Origin of the sequence: Cupriavidus lacunae, from assembly GCF_003353055.1 — a bacterium.
Lineage (GTDB): Bacteria > Pseudomonadota > Gammaproteobacteria > Burkholderiales > Burkholderiaceae > Cupriavidus > Cupriavidus lacunae.
On sequence record NZ_QKWJ01000002.1, the window covers coordinates 208,766 to 224,376 of the forward strand.

The window sequence follows — 15,611 nt, forward strand, 5'->3', positions numbered from 1 at the left end:
ACGGATGATCGGAGTGCGGGGCAGACGAGGTCAATGCCGGGCTTGCCGGCGTTCCGTGCAATGAGCGGGCCTGGCAGGCCGGGCGGCACGGGCGCCGTGGTGTGGCGTCCGCGGCGCGTGGCCGGTGCGCGCATATGAGGGGTTAACCCCCCATGGAACTCCGCCGAACCGGTCCTCAGACTCTACCTAACGCTCGTGAGGTGGGGCGCAGCGCTATGCGCCGCGTGCTCGTGGGTATCGGTCGTGGCGATGTGTTCCCTTCTGCGAGCCGTACGGAGTCGCAATGAATCCGTCGACGCGATCCGGGCGCGCATTGTGCCGGAACTGAAGGCCGCCGCGGTGGAGTTGATGGTGCTGCTGCGCGATGTTGGCAGCGAGGCGTAGCGTGCCGGGCCAGGGCCGCGTCCCGTACTCCGGAAGCAGGTATCCGGGCCACGGACCTGGCGTGGGGAGGGCCCGCGCGCGCCGGCGCGCCCCCGTTCCCGGATGCACACGGACAGGCGCGGCGCTCCGGACCGCGCCACGGCATTCCAAAGTACGGCACAACCCCGCTGCGCTGATTGACTTGCTTCGGTGCGTCGCGCACGCTGGACCTATGCGATGGCCCTCCTGATGCTGCATGAACTGTCTTGACCACATCGCGCCGCAGCAACCGTGCAACCAATACGCTGGATTTTCGATGAGTGACTCTCTGCACAATGACTGGCTCCCTACGGGAGACGATATCGCCACGGCGAACGTGTCGGCGCTGGCTACGCGCCTGGGCCTGAAGGACTACGACGAACTGCTCGCCTTCTCAAATGAGAAGCCTGAGGAGTACTGGAAGGCGGTGATTGATTTCTGCGGCATGGTGTGGGACGTCCCGTACGAGCGATACGTCGATGCCTCCGGAGGCGAGCCGTTCCCGAAGTGGTTCCCGGGCGGCCAGCTCAACTGGGTCAGGTCGGCACTGCAGTGGGCCGATGATCCTGTCATGGCGTCGCGGGCCGCGGTGGTGGCCGAGAAGGAGAGCGGTGCGACCGAGACGCTCACGTACGCCGAACTGGCGCGGAAGGTGGCCGCTTTCGCCGGGGGCCTGAAGGCCCTTGGCGTGAAGCGCGGCGACCGTGTCGGCCTGCTGATGGAGAACGGCGTCGAGGCGACCGTGACCGCGCTGGCGATCGCCTGGATCGGCGCAGTGACGGTGCCGCTGTTCAGCGGCTTCGGCGTCGACGCGATCGTGTCGCGCCTGTCGTCGTGCTCGGCCAGCGCGCTGGTGGCCACCACCGGTTTCTCGCGCCGCGGCAAATGGGTCGACACGCGCATACTGGTCGAAGAAGCGCTGCAGCGCCTGCCGGACATCGGTACCATGATCTGGAAGCATGCGGGCGAGGCGATTGCCTTCGGCGGCAAGGTAGTGGACTGGCAACAGGTGGCAGGTGCGCAGCCGGATGCCGCGCCGCAGCGGATGTCGCCGGACGATCCCTTCATGATCATCTATACCTCGGGCACTACCGGCAAGCCCAAGGGCACAGTGCATACCCACGGCAGCTTCCCGATGAAGATCGCGCACGATGCGGCGGTGCATTTCAACGTCAGCCCGAAGGATGTGTTCTGCTGGCCAGCCGACATGGGCTGGGTTGCCGGCACGCTGGTGATGTCGTGCGCGTTGCTGCGCGGCGCCACGCTGGTCTGCTATGACGGCGCCCCGGATTACCCGGACTGGTCGCGCATGTCGCGCATCGTCGAACGCCACGGCGTCACGCACTACGGCTCGGCGCCGACGCTGATCCGGGGCCTGGCCGCCAACGAGGCCGTCGCCACGCAAGGCGATACGTCCACGGTCAGGCTGCTGATCACGGCCGGGGAGGCTATCGACCCCGAACACTTCCTGTGGTTCCAGAGGGCCTTCGGCGGTGGCCGCAGCCCGGTCATCAACTACACAGGCGGCACCGAGGTGTCCGGCGCACTGCTGTCCAGCGTGATCGTCAAGCCGATCAGCCCGGCCGGGTTCAACACCAGCTCGCCGTCGGTGGCCGCCGACGTGGTCGATGCCGCTGGCAGGTCGCTGACCAATACCGTGGGCGAGCTGGCCATCCGCCGCCCATTTGTCGGCATGACGCAGTCGTTCTGGCAGGACGACGAGCGCTACCTCGACACCTACTGGAACACCATTCCAGGCATCTGGGTGCACGGCGACCTGGCGCTGCGCCGCGATGACGGCACCTGGTTCATGATGGGCCGTTCCGACGACACCATCAAGCTGGCGGGCAAGCGGCTTGGCCCGGCCGAGATCGAGGACGTGCTGCTGGAGCTGCCCGAGATCGCCGAAGCCGCGGCAATCGGCGTGGAAGACCCGGTCAAGGGCCAGAAGCTCGTGGTCTTCCTGGTGCCGTCCGCTGCCATGGCGCTGACGAACGAGGGGCTGGCGGCAGCCGTCGGCAAGCATGTCGACGGCCGGCTGGGGCGCCCGTTCCGCCCGTCGGTGGTCCATGTGGTCGCGCAGCTGCCCAAGACGCGCAGCTCGAAGATCATGCGGCGCGTCATCCGCAGCGTCTACACCGGCGTGCCCGCCGGTGACCTGTCGGCGCTGGACAACCCGCCGGCCCTCGAAGAGATTCGCGCCGCCGCCGCGCACTGAGCGCGCGCATTGATTGACGGGGGCGTGTGTATTTCCTTGTTCGCTGCACACGCACCCGCACTTTTATTCAGGAGGTTCCATGTCGAAGAGCAATGCCGCGCCGGGCGCGGCTTATGAAGACTATTCGAGCCTGGCCTTTGACCGCCCCGGTGAAGGCGTGCTGCGTATCACGCTGAACCGTCCCGAACGCCTGAACGCGCTCGATGCGCGCGGCCACGACGAGATCGCCCGCGTCTGGCGCGATATCGACGCCGATCCCACCGTCGGCGCCGTGGTGCTGTGCGGCGCGGGCAAGGCCTTCTCGGCCGGCGGCGACTTCGACATGGTCGAGGAAATGATCGATTCCTTCGAGGCGCGCGCCCGCGTCTGGCGCGAGTCGAAAGACCTGGTCTACAACATCATCAACTGCTCCAAGCCGATCGTTTCGGCGATCCACGGCTCTGCGGTCGGCGCCGGACTGGTTGCCGCGCTGCTGGCCGATATCTCCGTGGCGGCCCGCACCGCGCTCCTGGTGGATGGCCATACGCGCCTTGGCGTCGCTGCTGGCGACCACGCCGCGATCGTGTGGCCGCTGCTGTGCGGCATGGCCAAGGCCAAATACCACCTGATGCTGTGCGAGCCGGTGAGCGGCGAGAAGGCGGAGCAGATGGGGCTGGTGTCGCTCGCCGTGGACGAGGCGGAGCTGCAGGACACGGCGGTATCGATCGCCACGCGGCTGGCCAATGGCGCGCCGTCGGCGATCCGCTGGACCAAGTATTCGCTGAACAACTGGCTGCGCCAGGCCGGTCCGACCTTCGACGCCTCGCTGGCGCTGGAGATGTTTGGCTTCGGCGGACCCGAGGTCAGGGAAGGCGTGGCCTCGTTCCGCGAGAAGCGGGCGCCCATGTTCCCCCGCACGACCACAGCCTGAGCGGGAAGGGCGACAACGGGCCGCAATCCGGTCTCGTTGTCGGCGCATTTCCCTGCCGATCCGGCCAGGCAATTTCAATGCACGGAACGTCTTGGGAGCCTTGATTGACCGGCGAAGGGCCGGCGGTCAGGATCGATCCATCAGCCGTCGTCTCAACAAGACGAGGCAACCAGTGAGATGGAAGCTAAAGAAGATGTCCAAGGTGCTTGAAGGTATCCGCGTCCTCGATTTCGGACGCTTCATTGCCGGCCCGTTCTGCGCAGCGCTGCTCGCCGATTACGGTGCCGACGTCATCCGCATCGACCGGGTCGGTGGCAGCGAAGACCGGTTCATCGTGCCGGTCACTGCCACAGGGGAGGGGGCGCTGTTCCTGCAGTGCAACCGCAACAAGCGTTCGATCACGCTGAACATCGACTGCGAGGAGGGCCGCGAGGTGGTGCGCCGCCTGGTGGAGCGGGCCGACGTGGTGGTGGCGAACATGCCGCCGAAAACGCTCGCGAACCTGGGGCTGGATTACGCAACGCTGAGTGCGATCAATCCCCGCATCATCCTGACCGCTTCGACGGCCTTCGGCTCGCATGAAGGCGCTGGCCACCGGGTCGGCTTCGACGGGGTGGGGCAGGCGATGAGCGGCGCAGTCTACATGTCGGGCACACCTGACAGCCCCACCAAGGCGATGGTGCCGGTGGTCGATTTCTCGACCGCCTTGTCGTGCGCGCTAGGCACAGTGATGGCGCTGTACGAGCGGCGCGACAGCGGGCGCGGGCAATGCGTCGAGGCGTCGCTGCTGCAGACGGCGCTGAACCTGTCCAGCGGGGCGTTGATCGAGGAAGCGGCGCTTGCCATCGACCGGCAGGCGATGGGCAACCGCAGCCCCTCTTATGGGCCCTCGGATATCTTTCGCGTGGCCGACGGCTGGATCATCGCCCAGGTGATCGGGCAGCCGCTGTTCCGGCGCTGGGCCAACCTGATAGGCGCGCCGGAACTGGTGGACGATCCCCGCTTCAGCGACGACTTGCGGCGCGGCGAGCACGGTGAGTTCCTGAGCGACCTGATGGGCAAATGGTGCGCCAGCCGCAGCCGCGATGACGCGCTGCGGGAACTGGAGAAGGCCAAGATTCCGGCGGCGCCGATCTATTCTCCCCGCGAGGCGCTGGACGATGCGTCGATCCAGGAGTCCGGCGCTTACATCTGGCTCGACTACCCCGGATTGCCGCGCAAGGCACCGATCGTGGCGCCGCCGGCAGTCCTGTCGCGCACCCCGCCGGATGTTGCGCGGCGGCCGCCCACGGTTGGCGAACACACCGAAGAAGTGCTGGCAGAGGTGGGTTACGACCGCTCGCAGGTGCAAGCCATGCGCAAGGCCGGCATCGTCTGACAGCACGACCGGCACCACGGGCAGTTCGCACAATGCGAACTGGTGGTTCGCCAGTGACTACTTGAGCGTAACCGGCCTGCTCCACTAGCATTGAATCAAAGCAAAGGGGTCTGCCCGAGCCAGGCCAGGCCGCGAAAGCACGGCGCCGGCGCGTAACTGACAGTTGTAAGGTAATGGCAGTGACAAGGGCCCGACCGCATGACGGCGGGCCGACAAGAAAGGAGACAGGAGTGCCAGCAAATCAATCACGGCCGCTCGAAGGCATCCGTGTACTGGACCTGACCGTGGCGCTTGCCGGGCCGTATGGCTCGCTGCTGCTTGGCGGATTGGGCGCGGAGGTGATTCGCGTGGAAGCGCCCGGTGGTGGGGACATCGCACGGACCAACCCGCCGTTCGTGGGTAGCCACGGCATCCACTTTGGCCAGCGTGAAGACGGCGAGGTATCGCTGACGGTCCTGAACCGGGCCCGCAACAAAAAGAGCATCACGCTGGACCTGAAATCGGAGCAAGGCCGCGAGCTGTTTATGCGGCTGGCCGAGGAATGCGACGTCGTGCTCGAGAACTTCAGCGAGGGCACCACCGCCAAGCTCGGCGTCGACTACGAGCAGGTGAAGCAGCGCAATCCGCGCATCGTCTATGCGTCGGTCAAGGCGATGGGCGAGCCGAGTGCGTTCCCGGGGCTCAAGGGCATGGACATCATCGTCCAGGCGCTCAGCGGCCTGATGGAGGTCACTGGCTACGCCGATGGCCCGCCGACGCGCTGCGGCCTGCCGATCGCGGACCTGGTCGCACCGATGTATGTCGTCAACGGCATCCTGGCCGCGCTGATTCACCGGGGCCGCACCGGCGAGGGCCAGCGCGTGCAGGTGTCGATGCTGGATTGCCTGGCATCGTGGGTGGCCGAAGAGCACTTTGACGTCATGGGACGGGAAGGCTATCCCTCGCGCACTGGCAATTACCACGACCGACTCGCGCCGTTCGGGGTCTACCCGACGCTGGACGGGCACGTGGCGATTGTCGCGTTCCAGCCGGACTGGATGCGCGGGCTGCTGGAATCGATCGGCCAGCCCGAACTGCTCGAGGACCCCCGTTTCAGCGGCCGCGGGCCGCGCATGCGCAATGCCGCGGCACTCAACGAGGTAATCGCGGGCTGGACGATGCAGCGCAGCTCGGCCGAGGTTGTGCGCGAACTGCTGGACAACCGCGGTGTGCCCTGCGCTCCGGTGCGCAAGCCTAACGAGGTGCTGCACGACCAGCGGCTGCATGACAGCGGCGCGCTGATGAACCTGGCCCATCCCGAGTTCGGCCAGGTGGACGCGGTCGGCATGGGCCTGCCGATCCGGTTCTCGGCGACGCCTTCGCAGTTTGACCGGCCTGCTATGGCGCTGGGCGGTGCCAACGAGGAGATCTACGGCAGGCTGCTCAAGCTCAGCCCGAAAGAGATCCAGGCATTGCGCGAAACGGGGATCGTCTAGCCATGCCCCGCCGGCTGATCGTTTGCACCCCTCTCCCGCGAAGTGGGAGAGGGGTGCAAACCGCGGTCACCGGCCCGATTCAACAGGAGATAACGCAATGATTTCACGCCGTACTTGCCTGCAGTTGCTACCCGCACTGGCAACGCTACCGCTGTCGGCACTTGCGCAGGCCTACCCGTCCCGCCCGGTCCGCTTTATCGTGCCTCTGAGCCCGGGCTCCGGTACAGACGTCGTGGCGCGCTACATGAGCGCGGAGTTGGCGAAGACGATGGGCGGGTCGTTCGTCGTCGAGAACCGCATGGGAGCCAGCGGGATCATCGGCACAGATCTGGTAGTAAAGGCGCCCGCCGACGGCTATACGATCCTGTTCAACTACGCGGCGCACTACTCGAACCAGTTCGTGGAGAGGACGCCGTATGACGCGGTCGGCGACTTCGAGCCGATCGCCCGCCTGGCGACCTCGGCGATGGTGCTGGTCACTGCGGCGAACTCGCCGTTGCATACGGTGCGGGACCTCATTGCCGCCGCGAAACGCAAGCCGGACGGGCTGTCCTATGGCTCACCCGGCAATGGCACCACGCCGCAGATGGCGGCGGCGCTAATGAGCAATATGGCCGGGATCCGGATGAACCACGTTGCATACAAGGCGCCGGCACAGGTCGCAATCGATGTGGCGGGCGGACAGCTGGATGCCGGCTTCGGCGGCGTGGCCACGTCGCTGCCGCTGGTGAAGGCGGGGCGCTTGCGGGTGCTGGCCGTCACCAGCAAGCAGCGGTCGAGCTATTTCCCCGACGCGCCCACCCTGGACGAGGCCGGCCTGAAGGGCTATGAGCTGGTCACCCCGATCTGGGCATTTGCCCGCCGCGGCACGCCGCAGGCAATCATCACTCAGTTGTCCGACGCCATGACCAAAGCCGCCGCGGCGCCGGCCTTCAAGGCGTTCTGCATCAGCCAGGGTCTGGAGGTCGACATCCAGGACGCTGCCAAAGCCGGCTCCAGTGCGCCGGCCGAACTTGAGCGCTGGAAGAAGCTGGTGGCGCTGTCTCAGGTGAAGGCAGGATGACTGTGCCTGCATGCTGGGGGCTTTCTCCCCTCTCCCGCGTGCCGGAGAGGGGGAACCCGGTCCGCCATCGGGAGGTGCTGCAGCATTGGCTCACGAAGCCACGGCCTGCGCCCGCCGCGCCGGCTTGCGCACCTGCTTAGGCCGGACGCCTTCAAACAGGATCGCGCAGAGTTCGTCGATCACCTTTTCGGGCGAACCCTTCTTCGGGTTGAACCAGGTCTGCACTGAAGTAATCGTGCTCAGGACGAACACGCGGCACAGGGCGATGTCGATGTCATCGCGCAGGTGTCCTTCGGTGCGCAGGTCTTCCAGCATGCCGCTCCAGAACGTCTGATGCTGGGCCCGTCGCTTGAGATGGCGCTCGCGCACCTTGTCCGGCAACTCGGCCAGCTGGCGCCCATGCGCCAGGGTGTAGTCGCCGTACTTGATCATCGCGCTGAAGAGGCCGAGCAGGCCGGCGCGGAAGCGCTGTTCTGCGTCGACGCCTGGTGGGAGCGCCGCGATGCGCGCCTGCGTGTGCGCAAAGATGCTTTGGGCGCCGTGTTCCATCACCGCGTCCAGCAGCTCTTCCTTCGAGGAGAAGTGATAGTAGATGCTGGCCGCTTCGATGCCGGCCTGGTCAGCAATCCCGCGCATGGTCGTGGCGGCATAGCCTTGCGTGCCAAAGGCGCGCGCTGCCAGGCGCATCAGCTTCTCGCGGGTGTCCACAGCGGTGGCGTTGGCCTGGCGTTTTGTCATGATTTATGAGGGCCTGAGCCGGGTTCATAGCAGGGGGTGAGGATACTCCCCATGGAAGTTACTTCATCGGGCGCGCAAAATCTACCTAACGTTTGTGGGAGTACGTCCGCGCGCCCGGACTGGAACACGGTCGCTCCCCGCGTGACGCACGGGTGTACCGTTGCACCACGCCCCTGGCCAACGTGAAGAAGAGCGCGGGGATGTCCATTTTCATGGTGGACCTGCACGAGGCGCAGAAGAAGGGCCTGACCCGTGCGGCCCATCCCCAGGCGAGCTCAGGACTCCTTCGACAGTTGCGTGATGCGCTTCCAGTGCGCATCCTCCTTCGGCAAGTCAGCCAGGAACTGGCGGCGATCGGCGATATCGACGTACATAGACTGATGAGCGCAGAACTCCTTGAACGCGGGCGATTGGGCGATCCGCACCAGTTCTTCGGACAGGCGCTCGACGATGGGGGCCGGCGTCGCAACGGGTGCCAGAGCGCCGATCCACGACGCGACCTGGTAGCCCGCAACCCCGGCTTGCGCCGATGTCGGGACGTCCGGGATCTCGCCCCAGCGCGCGGCGCTGGTGACGGCGAGGCCGCGCAGCTTGCCCGCCTTGATCATCGGCACCACGCTCGGCGCGCCCTGGCAGGTGAAGTCCACCTGGCCGGCCATGACGTCCGTCACAGCAGGCCCGTTGCCCTTGTAAGGGATATGCTTGGCCCGCGTCTTCGTCAGGTCATTCAGCATCACTGAGCAGAGATGAGAAGTGCTGCCCGCCCCCCCGGACGAATACGTGATCTCGCCCGGTTTGCGCTTTATGGCCGCGATCAGGTCGCCCAGGGTCTTGTAAGGCGAGTCGGCCTTGACCACGATCGCCAGCGCGGAACTGCTCACCTTGGCAATCGGCACGAAGTCCTTGACCGGGTCAAACGTGACCGGCCCGTCGGTAAACCAGCGCGTGGTCAGGTGGGGAACACTGGCGAACAGCAGCGTGTAGCCGTCACCGGGAGCCTTGGCCACGGCGTCCGTGCCGATGAGCCCGCCAGCGCCGGCACGGTTGTCCACCAGGACTGGGGATTTCAGGCTCTTTGCCAGTGCCTCGGCCATGAATCGCGCAGTAATGTCGACCGCCGTGCCTGGGGAGGCCGGCACGACAATTCGAATCGGCCGCGACGGATATTGCTGCGCAAAGACCGACGGCGCGCAGGCGATGGCACCTAGTGACGCCAGTGATTTCAGGAAATACCTTCTGCTGAACATGATGTCTCCTCTCTTATGCCTCGAAGATAGGCGCGGCTGGCGGGCTGGGCAATCGGCGCTGGCGTACCGTTCCGTGCTTTGAGAGCAGGCGCAGGTCCGCTTCTCAAAGCACGGAACGGCATGGGCTGGCGAGTTGAGTTTCGGGGGGAGGGCGCGCACGATCGGTAAGTGGCGGAAGTACACGCGGGGGACGTCGGCGAGCCTGAGTCAGGTGCATCGTCCCCCGGCAATAGACCGCTCTCGCGCCCATTACAGGTGGCGCGCGGAAACCGGGCATAGTTATCGGGAGACCATCGTGGGACCACTTGCTGGAGTGCGCATCGTGGAGCTGGCGGGCATCGGGCCGGCTCCCTTTTGCGCCATGTTGCTTGCAGACCTCGGCGCGACGATCATCCGCGTCGATCGGAAGGAGCCTTCGGGGCTGGGCCTGTCGCGGCCGCTACAGTTTGATCTGGTGTTGCGCAACCGAAAGTCGATTCAGGTCGACTTGAAGGATCCAGCCGAGCTGGAACTGGTTCGCACGCTGATCGACAGGGCAGATGCGCTGATCGAAGGATTCCGCCCGGGGGTCACCGAGCGGCTCGGGCTCGGGCCTGAGGCGTGCCTCGCGCGCAATCCCAGGCTGGTGTACGGCAGGCTGACGGGCTGGGGCCAGGATGGCCCGCTGGCCCAGACCGCGGGGCACGATATCAATTACATCGCCATCACCGGGCTGCTCAACGCGATCGGGCGTGAGGGCCAGCCGCCGACGGTGCCGCTCAATGTCGTCGGCGACTATGCCGGCGGCTCGGTCTATGCCGCACTCGGCATCGTGAGCGCCATCCTGGAGGCGTGTTCCTCGGGTAAAGGACAGGTGGTCGACGCCGCGATCGTCGATGGTGTGGCGTCGCTGCTGACTGTACATACCGGGCTGCGCGCGGCGGGCCTGACCGGATCGGAGCGCGGCACCAACCTGCTGGATTCGGGGGCGCCTTTCTACGATGTCTACGAGTGCGCCGACGGTAAATACGTGTCGATCGGCCCGATCGAGCCCAAGTTCTACCAGCAGCTGCTCGAACGACTGGAGATCGATTCGTCCGCGCTGGGTAAGCAGGCAGACCGTGCCGACTGGCCGGCCGCTCGCCGCGTGTTTGCTGCGCAGTTCAAGACTCGGACCCGTGCGCAGTGGACGGAGCTGCTCGAAGGCAGCGACGTGTGCTTTGCGCCCGTGCTCGACCAGGAAGAGGCGTTTGAACATCCGCACCTGAAGGCGCGCGGCACCTTTGTCGAGGTGGATGGCGTGATGCAGCCGCGCCCGGCGCCGCGCTTTTCGCGTACGCGCGCCGCCGATCCGGTTCCTCCGGCCGCGGCAACGCCGGAGAATGCCGCCCTGGCACTAGCCGAATGGCTGTCCAGGGAGGAGCTCGACAACCTGGCGGCCGCCGGCCGCATCCAAAACGGAGCATCGCAATGATGAAGCGTCGCACCTTCCTGCAGTCGCTGCCGGCGCTAGCGGCCATCCCGGCATCGTTCCCGGCATCGGTGCTCGCGCAGGCCTATCCCTCCCACCCGGTGCGAATCATCGTGCCCGTCAGCCCTGGCTCGGGCAGCGATGTCGTGGCGCGCTATATGAGCGCCGAGCTGACGAAGGCCATGGGCTCTGCGTTTGTCGTGGAGAACCGCCTTGGCGCGAGCGGGATCATCGGCACGGATGTCGTGGCCAAGGCGGCACCGGACGGCTACACGCTGTTGTGCACGTACGCCGCGCACTATTCGAACCAGTGGGTCGAGAAGACGCCATACGATGCGGTCAGGGACTTCGAACCGGTTGCGCGGCTGGGCATGTCGGCGCTGCTGCTGACTACCGCGGCCAATTCGCGGTTCCGCACGGTCCAGGATGTCATCGCGGCGGCGAAGCGCAAGCCCGGGAGCGTGTCCTTCGGGTCTTCCGGAAATGGCACCACGTCGCACATGGCGGCGGCGCTGATGAGCAGCATGGCCGGCATTGAGATGATCCACGTCCCGTACAAGGGGCCGGCGCAGGTCGCGGTCGATACGGCGAGCGGCCAGGTCGACGTCGGCTTCGAGGGCGTGGCCTCGTCGCTGGCTCTGATCAAGGCGGGACGATTGCGCGTGCTGGCAGTCACCAGTTTGCAGCGTTCGAGCCAGCTTCCGGGTGTCGTGACGATGGACGAGGCCGGCCTGAAGGGCTATGAGCTGATCTCGCCGATCTGGGTCATGGCTCCACGTGGCACGCCGCCTGCCATCGTCTCGCAGCTGTCCAGGGCAATGACTGCGGCGGCTGCGACGCCCGCTTTCAAGTCTTACTGCATCGGACAGGGCTTGGAGGTCGATATCGCGGATGCCGCGGCGGTTCGCGCCAGTGCGCCGGCTGAGCTGGAACGGTGGAAGAAGTTGGTGGCCCTGACGGAGGCCAAGTCAAAGGCCGGCTGAAAGCCGGCCGATAAGTCTCCGACAAGGAGAACGAGCCGACCAGGGTCGGCTCGCTTGCTTCATCACGAAAACGCCGGTAGTTACAGCAGCCGCAAAATCTCTTCGTCAGGCGCCCGGCTAGTCCTGAAGCTGTTCGCCGCATGAATGGGATCCGCGTAGCCAAACGAAATCGCGCAGATCATCTTGCGGTCGTCGCCGATGCCAAAGTGCGAGCGCACGAACCTGGCGTGCCGTGCCAGCGCCCCCTGCGGCGTGGTGGCAACACCGTGCGCGTGCGCGGCCAGCAGGAACGATGCGATAAACCCGCCGCAATCGACAGCAGCGTATGGCCCCAGATCCGCGGCCATCGTGACAATCGCCACATGCGGCGCCCCGAACAGCCGGAAATTCTCGAAGCCCTGGCTGGCGCGGCGCTCGCGGTCGTGGCGCTCGATGCCCAGCGCTTCGTAGAGCCGGTAACCCGTTTCCTGTCTGCGTTGGGCGTGGACGCCGCGATACTCTTCCGGGAAGGGCAGGTCCGAATCGACCTCGGGTGAGCCGGCGGCGTGCTCGACCAGTGCATTGCGAAACTGTTCCGTGGTCGTCTGCGAGCCGATGACCAGGTGCCAGGGCTGCACGTTGCACCAGGATGCGCTCTTCTTCGCAACGTTGACGATGCTTCGGATCACCGCGTCCGGCACGGGTTTGTCCAGGTATGCGCGGCACGTGAAGCGCTCGGACATCAGTCTTGTGAGGGTGTCGACGTCGCTCCCGGACGGGCTGCTGACGGGGTGCTGCTGCATTGCTATCTCCTGACTATCATGAGCGGCCGACCTGGCACGCTGGGTCGGGTCGGCGCGCGTCCTGCCTAATGCCATTACTTAGTGCGTCAAGGCCATCAGGTCCGCGGCCTTGATGCGCGGATCCATCTTCCTGAGTGTGGCCAGCAGCGTCTGCGCCCGGTCTTCGCCAAGCACGTCAACCGTCAGCTCCATGAACTTCGCGTCCTGCTCGGCTTCCGACATGGGGTTGGCCAGCGAGCCGATCGGGTCCTCCACGAAGACATGCTCGGACGAGCCATCGCGGAAGGTGACCGTGACATCGGCGACGAACTTGCCGGGGTAGCGCTGCTCGAGTTCCGGTGCTTCCGTAATGCCGATGCCGCGCGCGACTTCCTTCACGGGGACCATGTCGAGCTTGCCGTCCAGGTAGTCGCGGTGCACCTTGTAGCCATTGCCCATGCCGAGCACGGCAAATGCTATCTGCGTCGGCAGGCTGAACTGGACGTGCTCGATGTTCTTCGGCTCATACGCATTGGCGTTGGCGGTGCCGACGACGACGTTGAAGGCGGGATGGATGCGGGCCTGGATATCAGAAATGTCGGCGCGGCGCGGCGCGAACGGGCGGATTGCGTCGATATACGCATGGGTGCAATAGCAGGCGCAGTACGCCTTGAGCCAGACCGTGCCGATCTCGAACGGCTGGTCGAGGCGGAACCGCTCCTCGGCCCGATCGCCCGGGCCACGCTGCAGGAAGGTGCGGAAGAAGCCTTTGTTGCCGCTCAGGAAGGCGCGCGGCCCGGTGATGCCGGCCTGCGCCATGTCGGCGGAGACCATGCCGCTGCGCGTCCCGATGCCGGCGTGCACCCGCTTGACCGAGCCGCCGGTGGAGGTGTACTCGGTGGTGCCGGCCGCATGGCTCAGCGCGATGGAGAGCCCGTGCAGGGTGGTTTCCGCATCGAACCTGCGCAACTTGGCCGAGACTGCCGCGGCGCCGAAGCTGGACAGTACGGCATGCGGGTGATAGCCGCGCTTGAGCAGGTCCGGCGCCGCCAGCACGCCGATCCGGGTGTAGACCTCGTAGCCGGCCACGATCGCGGTGATGACCTCCTCCAGGGTCGAGCCCAGTTCCTCGCCGATGGCGAGCGCCGCGGGAATTACACAGCTGCCGGGGTGGCTGGCGCTGGCGCCGTGGGCGTCGTCGTACTCGAAGCCATGACCATAAGCGCCGTTGACGAAGGCGGCGTCCGCCGCACTCATGGTGGCGGTGCTCGCGGCCACCCGGCTGCGTCCGGGGCGTTGCTGGGCGGTGGCGAATGCCAGCACCTGGCGCGACCAGGGCATCTGCGAGGTGCCGATCTGCAGCGCGAGCTGGTCGCGCATGAGCCGGCTGACGCCGGCATGCGCCGGCGCATCGAGCTGGTCGAAGGTCAGGTCCTGGATCAGGCGAACCACTGCCTGCTCGAGGGGTGGGCAGCTGGCCGGCGAACTGGAATCGGATTGGGTGGTAGTCACAGGTGCGTCCCCTGGGAAAAGTGTCGTTGATGCGTCGCCCGGTCGATGGCGACATGCACTGGCATGGTGACCAGATTCCGCGCAAGCATTGGGGCTGTCAATCCGAGACGGACTCCGGTTCCGTACAGTGAGCGGAAGCCGCGCCCCGGGGTGAGCGGGTTATTCGCCGGTTGGTGTCAGGGCGATGCCGGGCAGGGGCAGCGTCATCTGGAGCACGACCTGGACCTGCTGGAAGTCTCTGCCTTGCATGGCAGCCGTGCAGGGCCGCCGGACATGACGGTATACTCGCGATGCGATTCGCGGCGCACGTAGCGCAATGACGCTATGCAGCATGAGCGCGACGCCAGACCCGGCGACAGACCGGTTCCAGCACTGAAGGAGACACCATGAGCACGCTGAGCGTGCATGGCCTGACCCGGCGGGTCGACCTGTTCACCCTGCGGCTGTTCCTGACCGTGGTGGAAGAGCGCCAGATCCGGCGGGCCGCCATCCGCGAGAACATTGCCGCCTCCGCGGCAACCAAGCGCATCCAGGATCTGGAAGACATTGCCGGTGTGCAACTGTTCGAGCGCAATCCCAGTGGCGTGGCGCCGAGCGCAGCCGGCGAAGTCCTGGCGCGCCATCTGCGCCTGCTGTTCGAGAACCTGGAGGACATGCGCCGGGAACTCGGCGAATTCTCCGAAGGCGTTCGTGGCCACGTCACCGTTGGCACCACGGGTGCCGTCATCATCCAGTACCTGGCACGCGAGATTGGCGAGTTCTCCCGCAACTTCCCGCTGGTCGAGCTGGAGTTGAAACAGGACGCCAATACCAACCTGGTGCGTTCGGTGGTGGCGGGTGATGTCGACATGGCGGTGTATATCGTCAGCCCGGATATCGACGATGAGCCGCTGGACAGCCTCCCGTATCGCCTCGACCGCCTGGTCGCGCTGGTACCGCATGGCCACCCGCTTGGCGAGCAGCCCGAGGTGGCCTTGGCCGACCTGATTCGCGAGCCGTTCATTGCCATGCAGCCGAACACCACGCTGATGTCCGACGTCAACCGCGCCGCGCGCGAGATCGGCCAGGTCGTGCATCCCAAGTTCACGATCAATGGTCCCGAGGCGGCGCGCAGCCTGGTAGAGGCGGGCCTTGGCGTGACCATCCTGCCTGAGTGCATGGTGTCGCTAGAGGCCAGCACGCGCTCGACAGTGCTGCGGATTCCCGAGCCATGGACGACCCGCAGCGTGCGGATCGGCACGCGCCGCGGCAAGGCGATCACGGCGGCGACACGCGCGCTGATCCGCCAGCTGACCGAGGAGCCTGATCCGGCGTCATCCTGAGCCAGCTGTCCGGCACACCCGATGCCGGATCGCGGTTGGCGAAGCGTCGCGTCGCGGAACACAACTTGGCGCATCGCCGCCTGCTGATTACCTTGAAGCGTAATGGGACGCTGCGTCGTGGCATTGCACATGCAAGTCCCACCTTTCAGGGG

Annotated in this window: 13 protein-coding genes; 9 read left to right on the top strand and 4 right to left on the bottom strand. The window is 66.1% G+C overall.

The annotated features are described in order from the left end of the window. Window positions 1-249: 249 nt before the first annotated feature. The 6 genes from DN412_RS45415 (at window position 250) to DN412_RS02920 (ending at window position 7,446) form a co-directional block, all read left to right on the top strand. A complete protein-coding gene (locus tag DN412_RS45415; RefSeq protein WP_279635115.1) occupies window positions 250-384 on the top strand; it encodes a hypothetical protein in 135 nt (44 codons plus the stop codon). Between the two features lie 295 nt (window positions 385-679). Then, window positions 680-2,620: an AMP-binding protein gene (locus DN412_RS02900; protein ID WP_115013135.1), complete on the top strand. Its 1,941-nt coding sequence runs from the start codon at window positions 680-682 to the stop codon at window positions 2,618-2,620. Window positions 2,621-2,699: 79 nt separating this feature from the next. After that, entirely contained in the window at window positions 2,700-3,530 is an 831-nt protein-coding gene (locus DN412_RS02905) for an enoyl-CoA hydratase/isomerase family protein (RefSeq protein WP_115013136.1), read from the top strand. Window positions 3,531-3,723: 193 nt separating this feature from the next. Continuing rightward, window positions 3,724-4,908 carry a CaiB/BaiF CoA transferase family protein gene (locus tag DN412_RS02910; RefSeq protein ID WP_115013137.1) on the top strand — a complete coding sequence of 395 codons (1,185 nt, stop codon included), beginning with the start codon at window positions 3,724-3,726 and terminating at the stop codon, window positions 4,906-4,908. A 230-nt stretch (window positions 4,909-5,138) separates the two neighbouring features. Beyond that, window positions 5,139-6,383, top strand: coding sequence for a CaiB/BaiF CoA transferase family protein (locus DN412_RS02915; protein WP_244222543.1), 1,245 nt, complete (start codon window positions 5,139-5,141; stop codon window positions 6,381-6,383). Window positions 6,384-6,480: 97 nt separating this feature from the next. Then, window positions 6,481-7,446 carry a tripartite tricarboxylate transporter substrate binding protein gene (locus DN412_RS02920; RefSeq protein ID WP_115013139.1) on the top strand — a complete coding sequence of 322 codons (966 nt, stop codon included), beginning with the start codon at window positions 6,481-6,483 and terminating at the stop codon, window positions 7,444-7,446. Between the two features lie 90 nt (window positions 7,447-7,536). Here the strand turns inward: DN412_RS02920 and DN412_RS02925 are convergent, their stop codons facing one another. Continuing rightward, on the bottom strand, window positions 7,537-8,184 hold the full coding sequence (locus DN412_RS02925) for a TetR/AcrR family transcriptional regulator (protein WP_115013140.1): 648 nt from the start codon (window positions 8,182-8,184) through the stop codon (window positions 7,537-7,539). A gap of 275 nt (window positions 8,185-8,459) precedes the next feature. After that, complete coding sequence (locus DN412_RS02930; RefSeq protein ID WP_115013240.1) at window positions 8,460-9,278, bottom strand: tripartite tricarboxylate transporter substrate binding protein; 819 nt, start codon at window positions 9,276-9,278, stop codon at window positions 8,460-8,462. 448 nt (window positions 9,279-9,726) lie between these two features. On the opposite strand from DN412_RS02930, the gene DN412_RS02935 reads away from it, so the two are divergent. Next, the gene (locus DN412_RS02935) at window positions 9,727-10,884 is read left to right on the top strand and encodes a CaiB/BaiF CoA transferase family protein (protein ID WP_115013141.1); all 1,158 of its coding nucleotides are present in this window, start codon (window positions 9,727-9,729) and stop codon (window positions 10,882-10,884) included. Next, window positions 10,881-11,864 (top strand): Bug family tripartite tricarboxylate transporter substrate binding protein, encoded by a 984-nt coding sequence (locus DN412_RS02940; protein ID WP_115013142.1) that lies wholly within the window; start codon window positions 10,881-10,883, stop codon window positions 11,862-11,864. Before DN412_RS02935 ends, DN412_RS02940 begins: the two co-directional genes overlap by 4 nt. Before the next feature lie 80 nt (window positions 11,865-11,944). On the opposite strand, the gene DN412_RS02945 is transcribed toward DN412_RS02940, so the two are convergent. Both DN412_RS02945 and DN412_RS02950 read right to left on the bottom strand, forming a co-directional pair. Continuing rightward, complete coding sequence (locus DN412_RS02945; protein ID WP_115013143.1) at window positions 11,945-12,646, bottom strand: nitroreductase; 702 nt, start codon at window positions 12,644-12,646, stop codon at window positions 11,945-11,947. 78 nt (window positions 12,647-12,724) lie between these two features. After that, a complete protein-coding gene (locus DN412_RS02950; RefSeq protein ID WP_115013144.1) occupies window positions 12,725-14,137 on the bottom strand; it encodes an MmgE/PrpD family protein in 1,413 nt (470 codons plus the stop codon). Window positions 14,138-14,523: 386 nt separating this feature from the next. Between DN412_RS02950 and DN412_RS02955 the strand changes: the two genes are divergently transcribed. Further along, window positions 14,524-15,459, top strand: a complete 936-nt coding sequence (locus tag DN412_RS02955) for a LysR family transcriptional regulator (protein WP_115013145.1) — start codon at window positions 14,524-14,526, stop codon at window positions 15,457-15,459. Window positions 15,460-15,611: the final 152 nt, after the last annotated feature.

Excerpts from the sequence above, each read along its gene's own strand:
- DN412_RS45415 (WP_279635115.1), top strand. The coding sequence starts at position 250 with ATGTGTTCCCTTCTGCGAGCCGTACGGAGTCGCAATGAATCCGTCGAC.
- DN412_RS02900 (WP_115013135.1), top strand. The coding sequence starts at position 680 with ATGAGTGACTCTCTGCACAATGACTGGCTCCCTACGGGAGACGATATC.
- DN412_RS02905 (WP_115013136.1), top strand. The coding sequence starts at position 2,700 with ATGTCGAAGAGCAATGCCGCGCCGGGCGCGGCTTATGAAGACTATTCG.
- DN412_RS02910 (WP_115013137.1), top strand. The coding sequence starts at position 3,724 with ATGTCCAAGGTGCTTGAAGGTATCCGCGTCCTCGATTTCGGACGCTTC.
- DN412_RS02920 (WP_115013139.1), top strand. The coding sequence starts at position 6,481 with ATGATTTCACGCCGTACTTGCCTGCAGTTGCTACCCGCACTGGCAACG.
- DN412_RS02925 (WP_115013140.1), bottom strand. The coding sequence starts at position 8,184 with ATGACAAAACGCCAGGCCAACGCCACCGCTGTGGACACCCGCGAGAAG.
- DN412_RS02930 (WP_115013240.1), bottom strand. The coding sequence starts at position 9,278 with ATGGCCGAGGCACTGGCAAAGAGCCTGAAATCCCCAGTCCTGGTGGAC.
- DN412_RS02940 (WP_115013142.1), top strand. The coding sequence starts at position 10,881 with ATGATGAAGCGTCGCACCTTCCTGCAGTCGCTGCCGGCGCTAGCGGCC.
- DN412_RS02945 (WP_115013143.1), bottom strand. The coding sequence starts at position 12,646 with ATGCAGCAGCACCCCGTCAGCAGCCCGTCCGGGAGCGACGTCGACACC.
- DN412_RS02955 (WP_115013145.1), top strand. The coding sequence starts at position 14,524 with ATGAGCACGCTGAGCGTGCATGGCCTGACCCGGCGGGTCGACCTGTTC.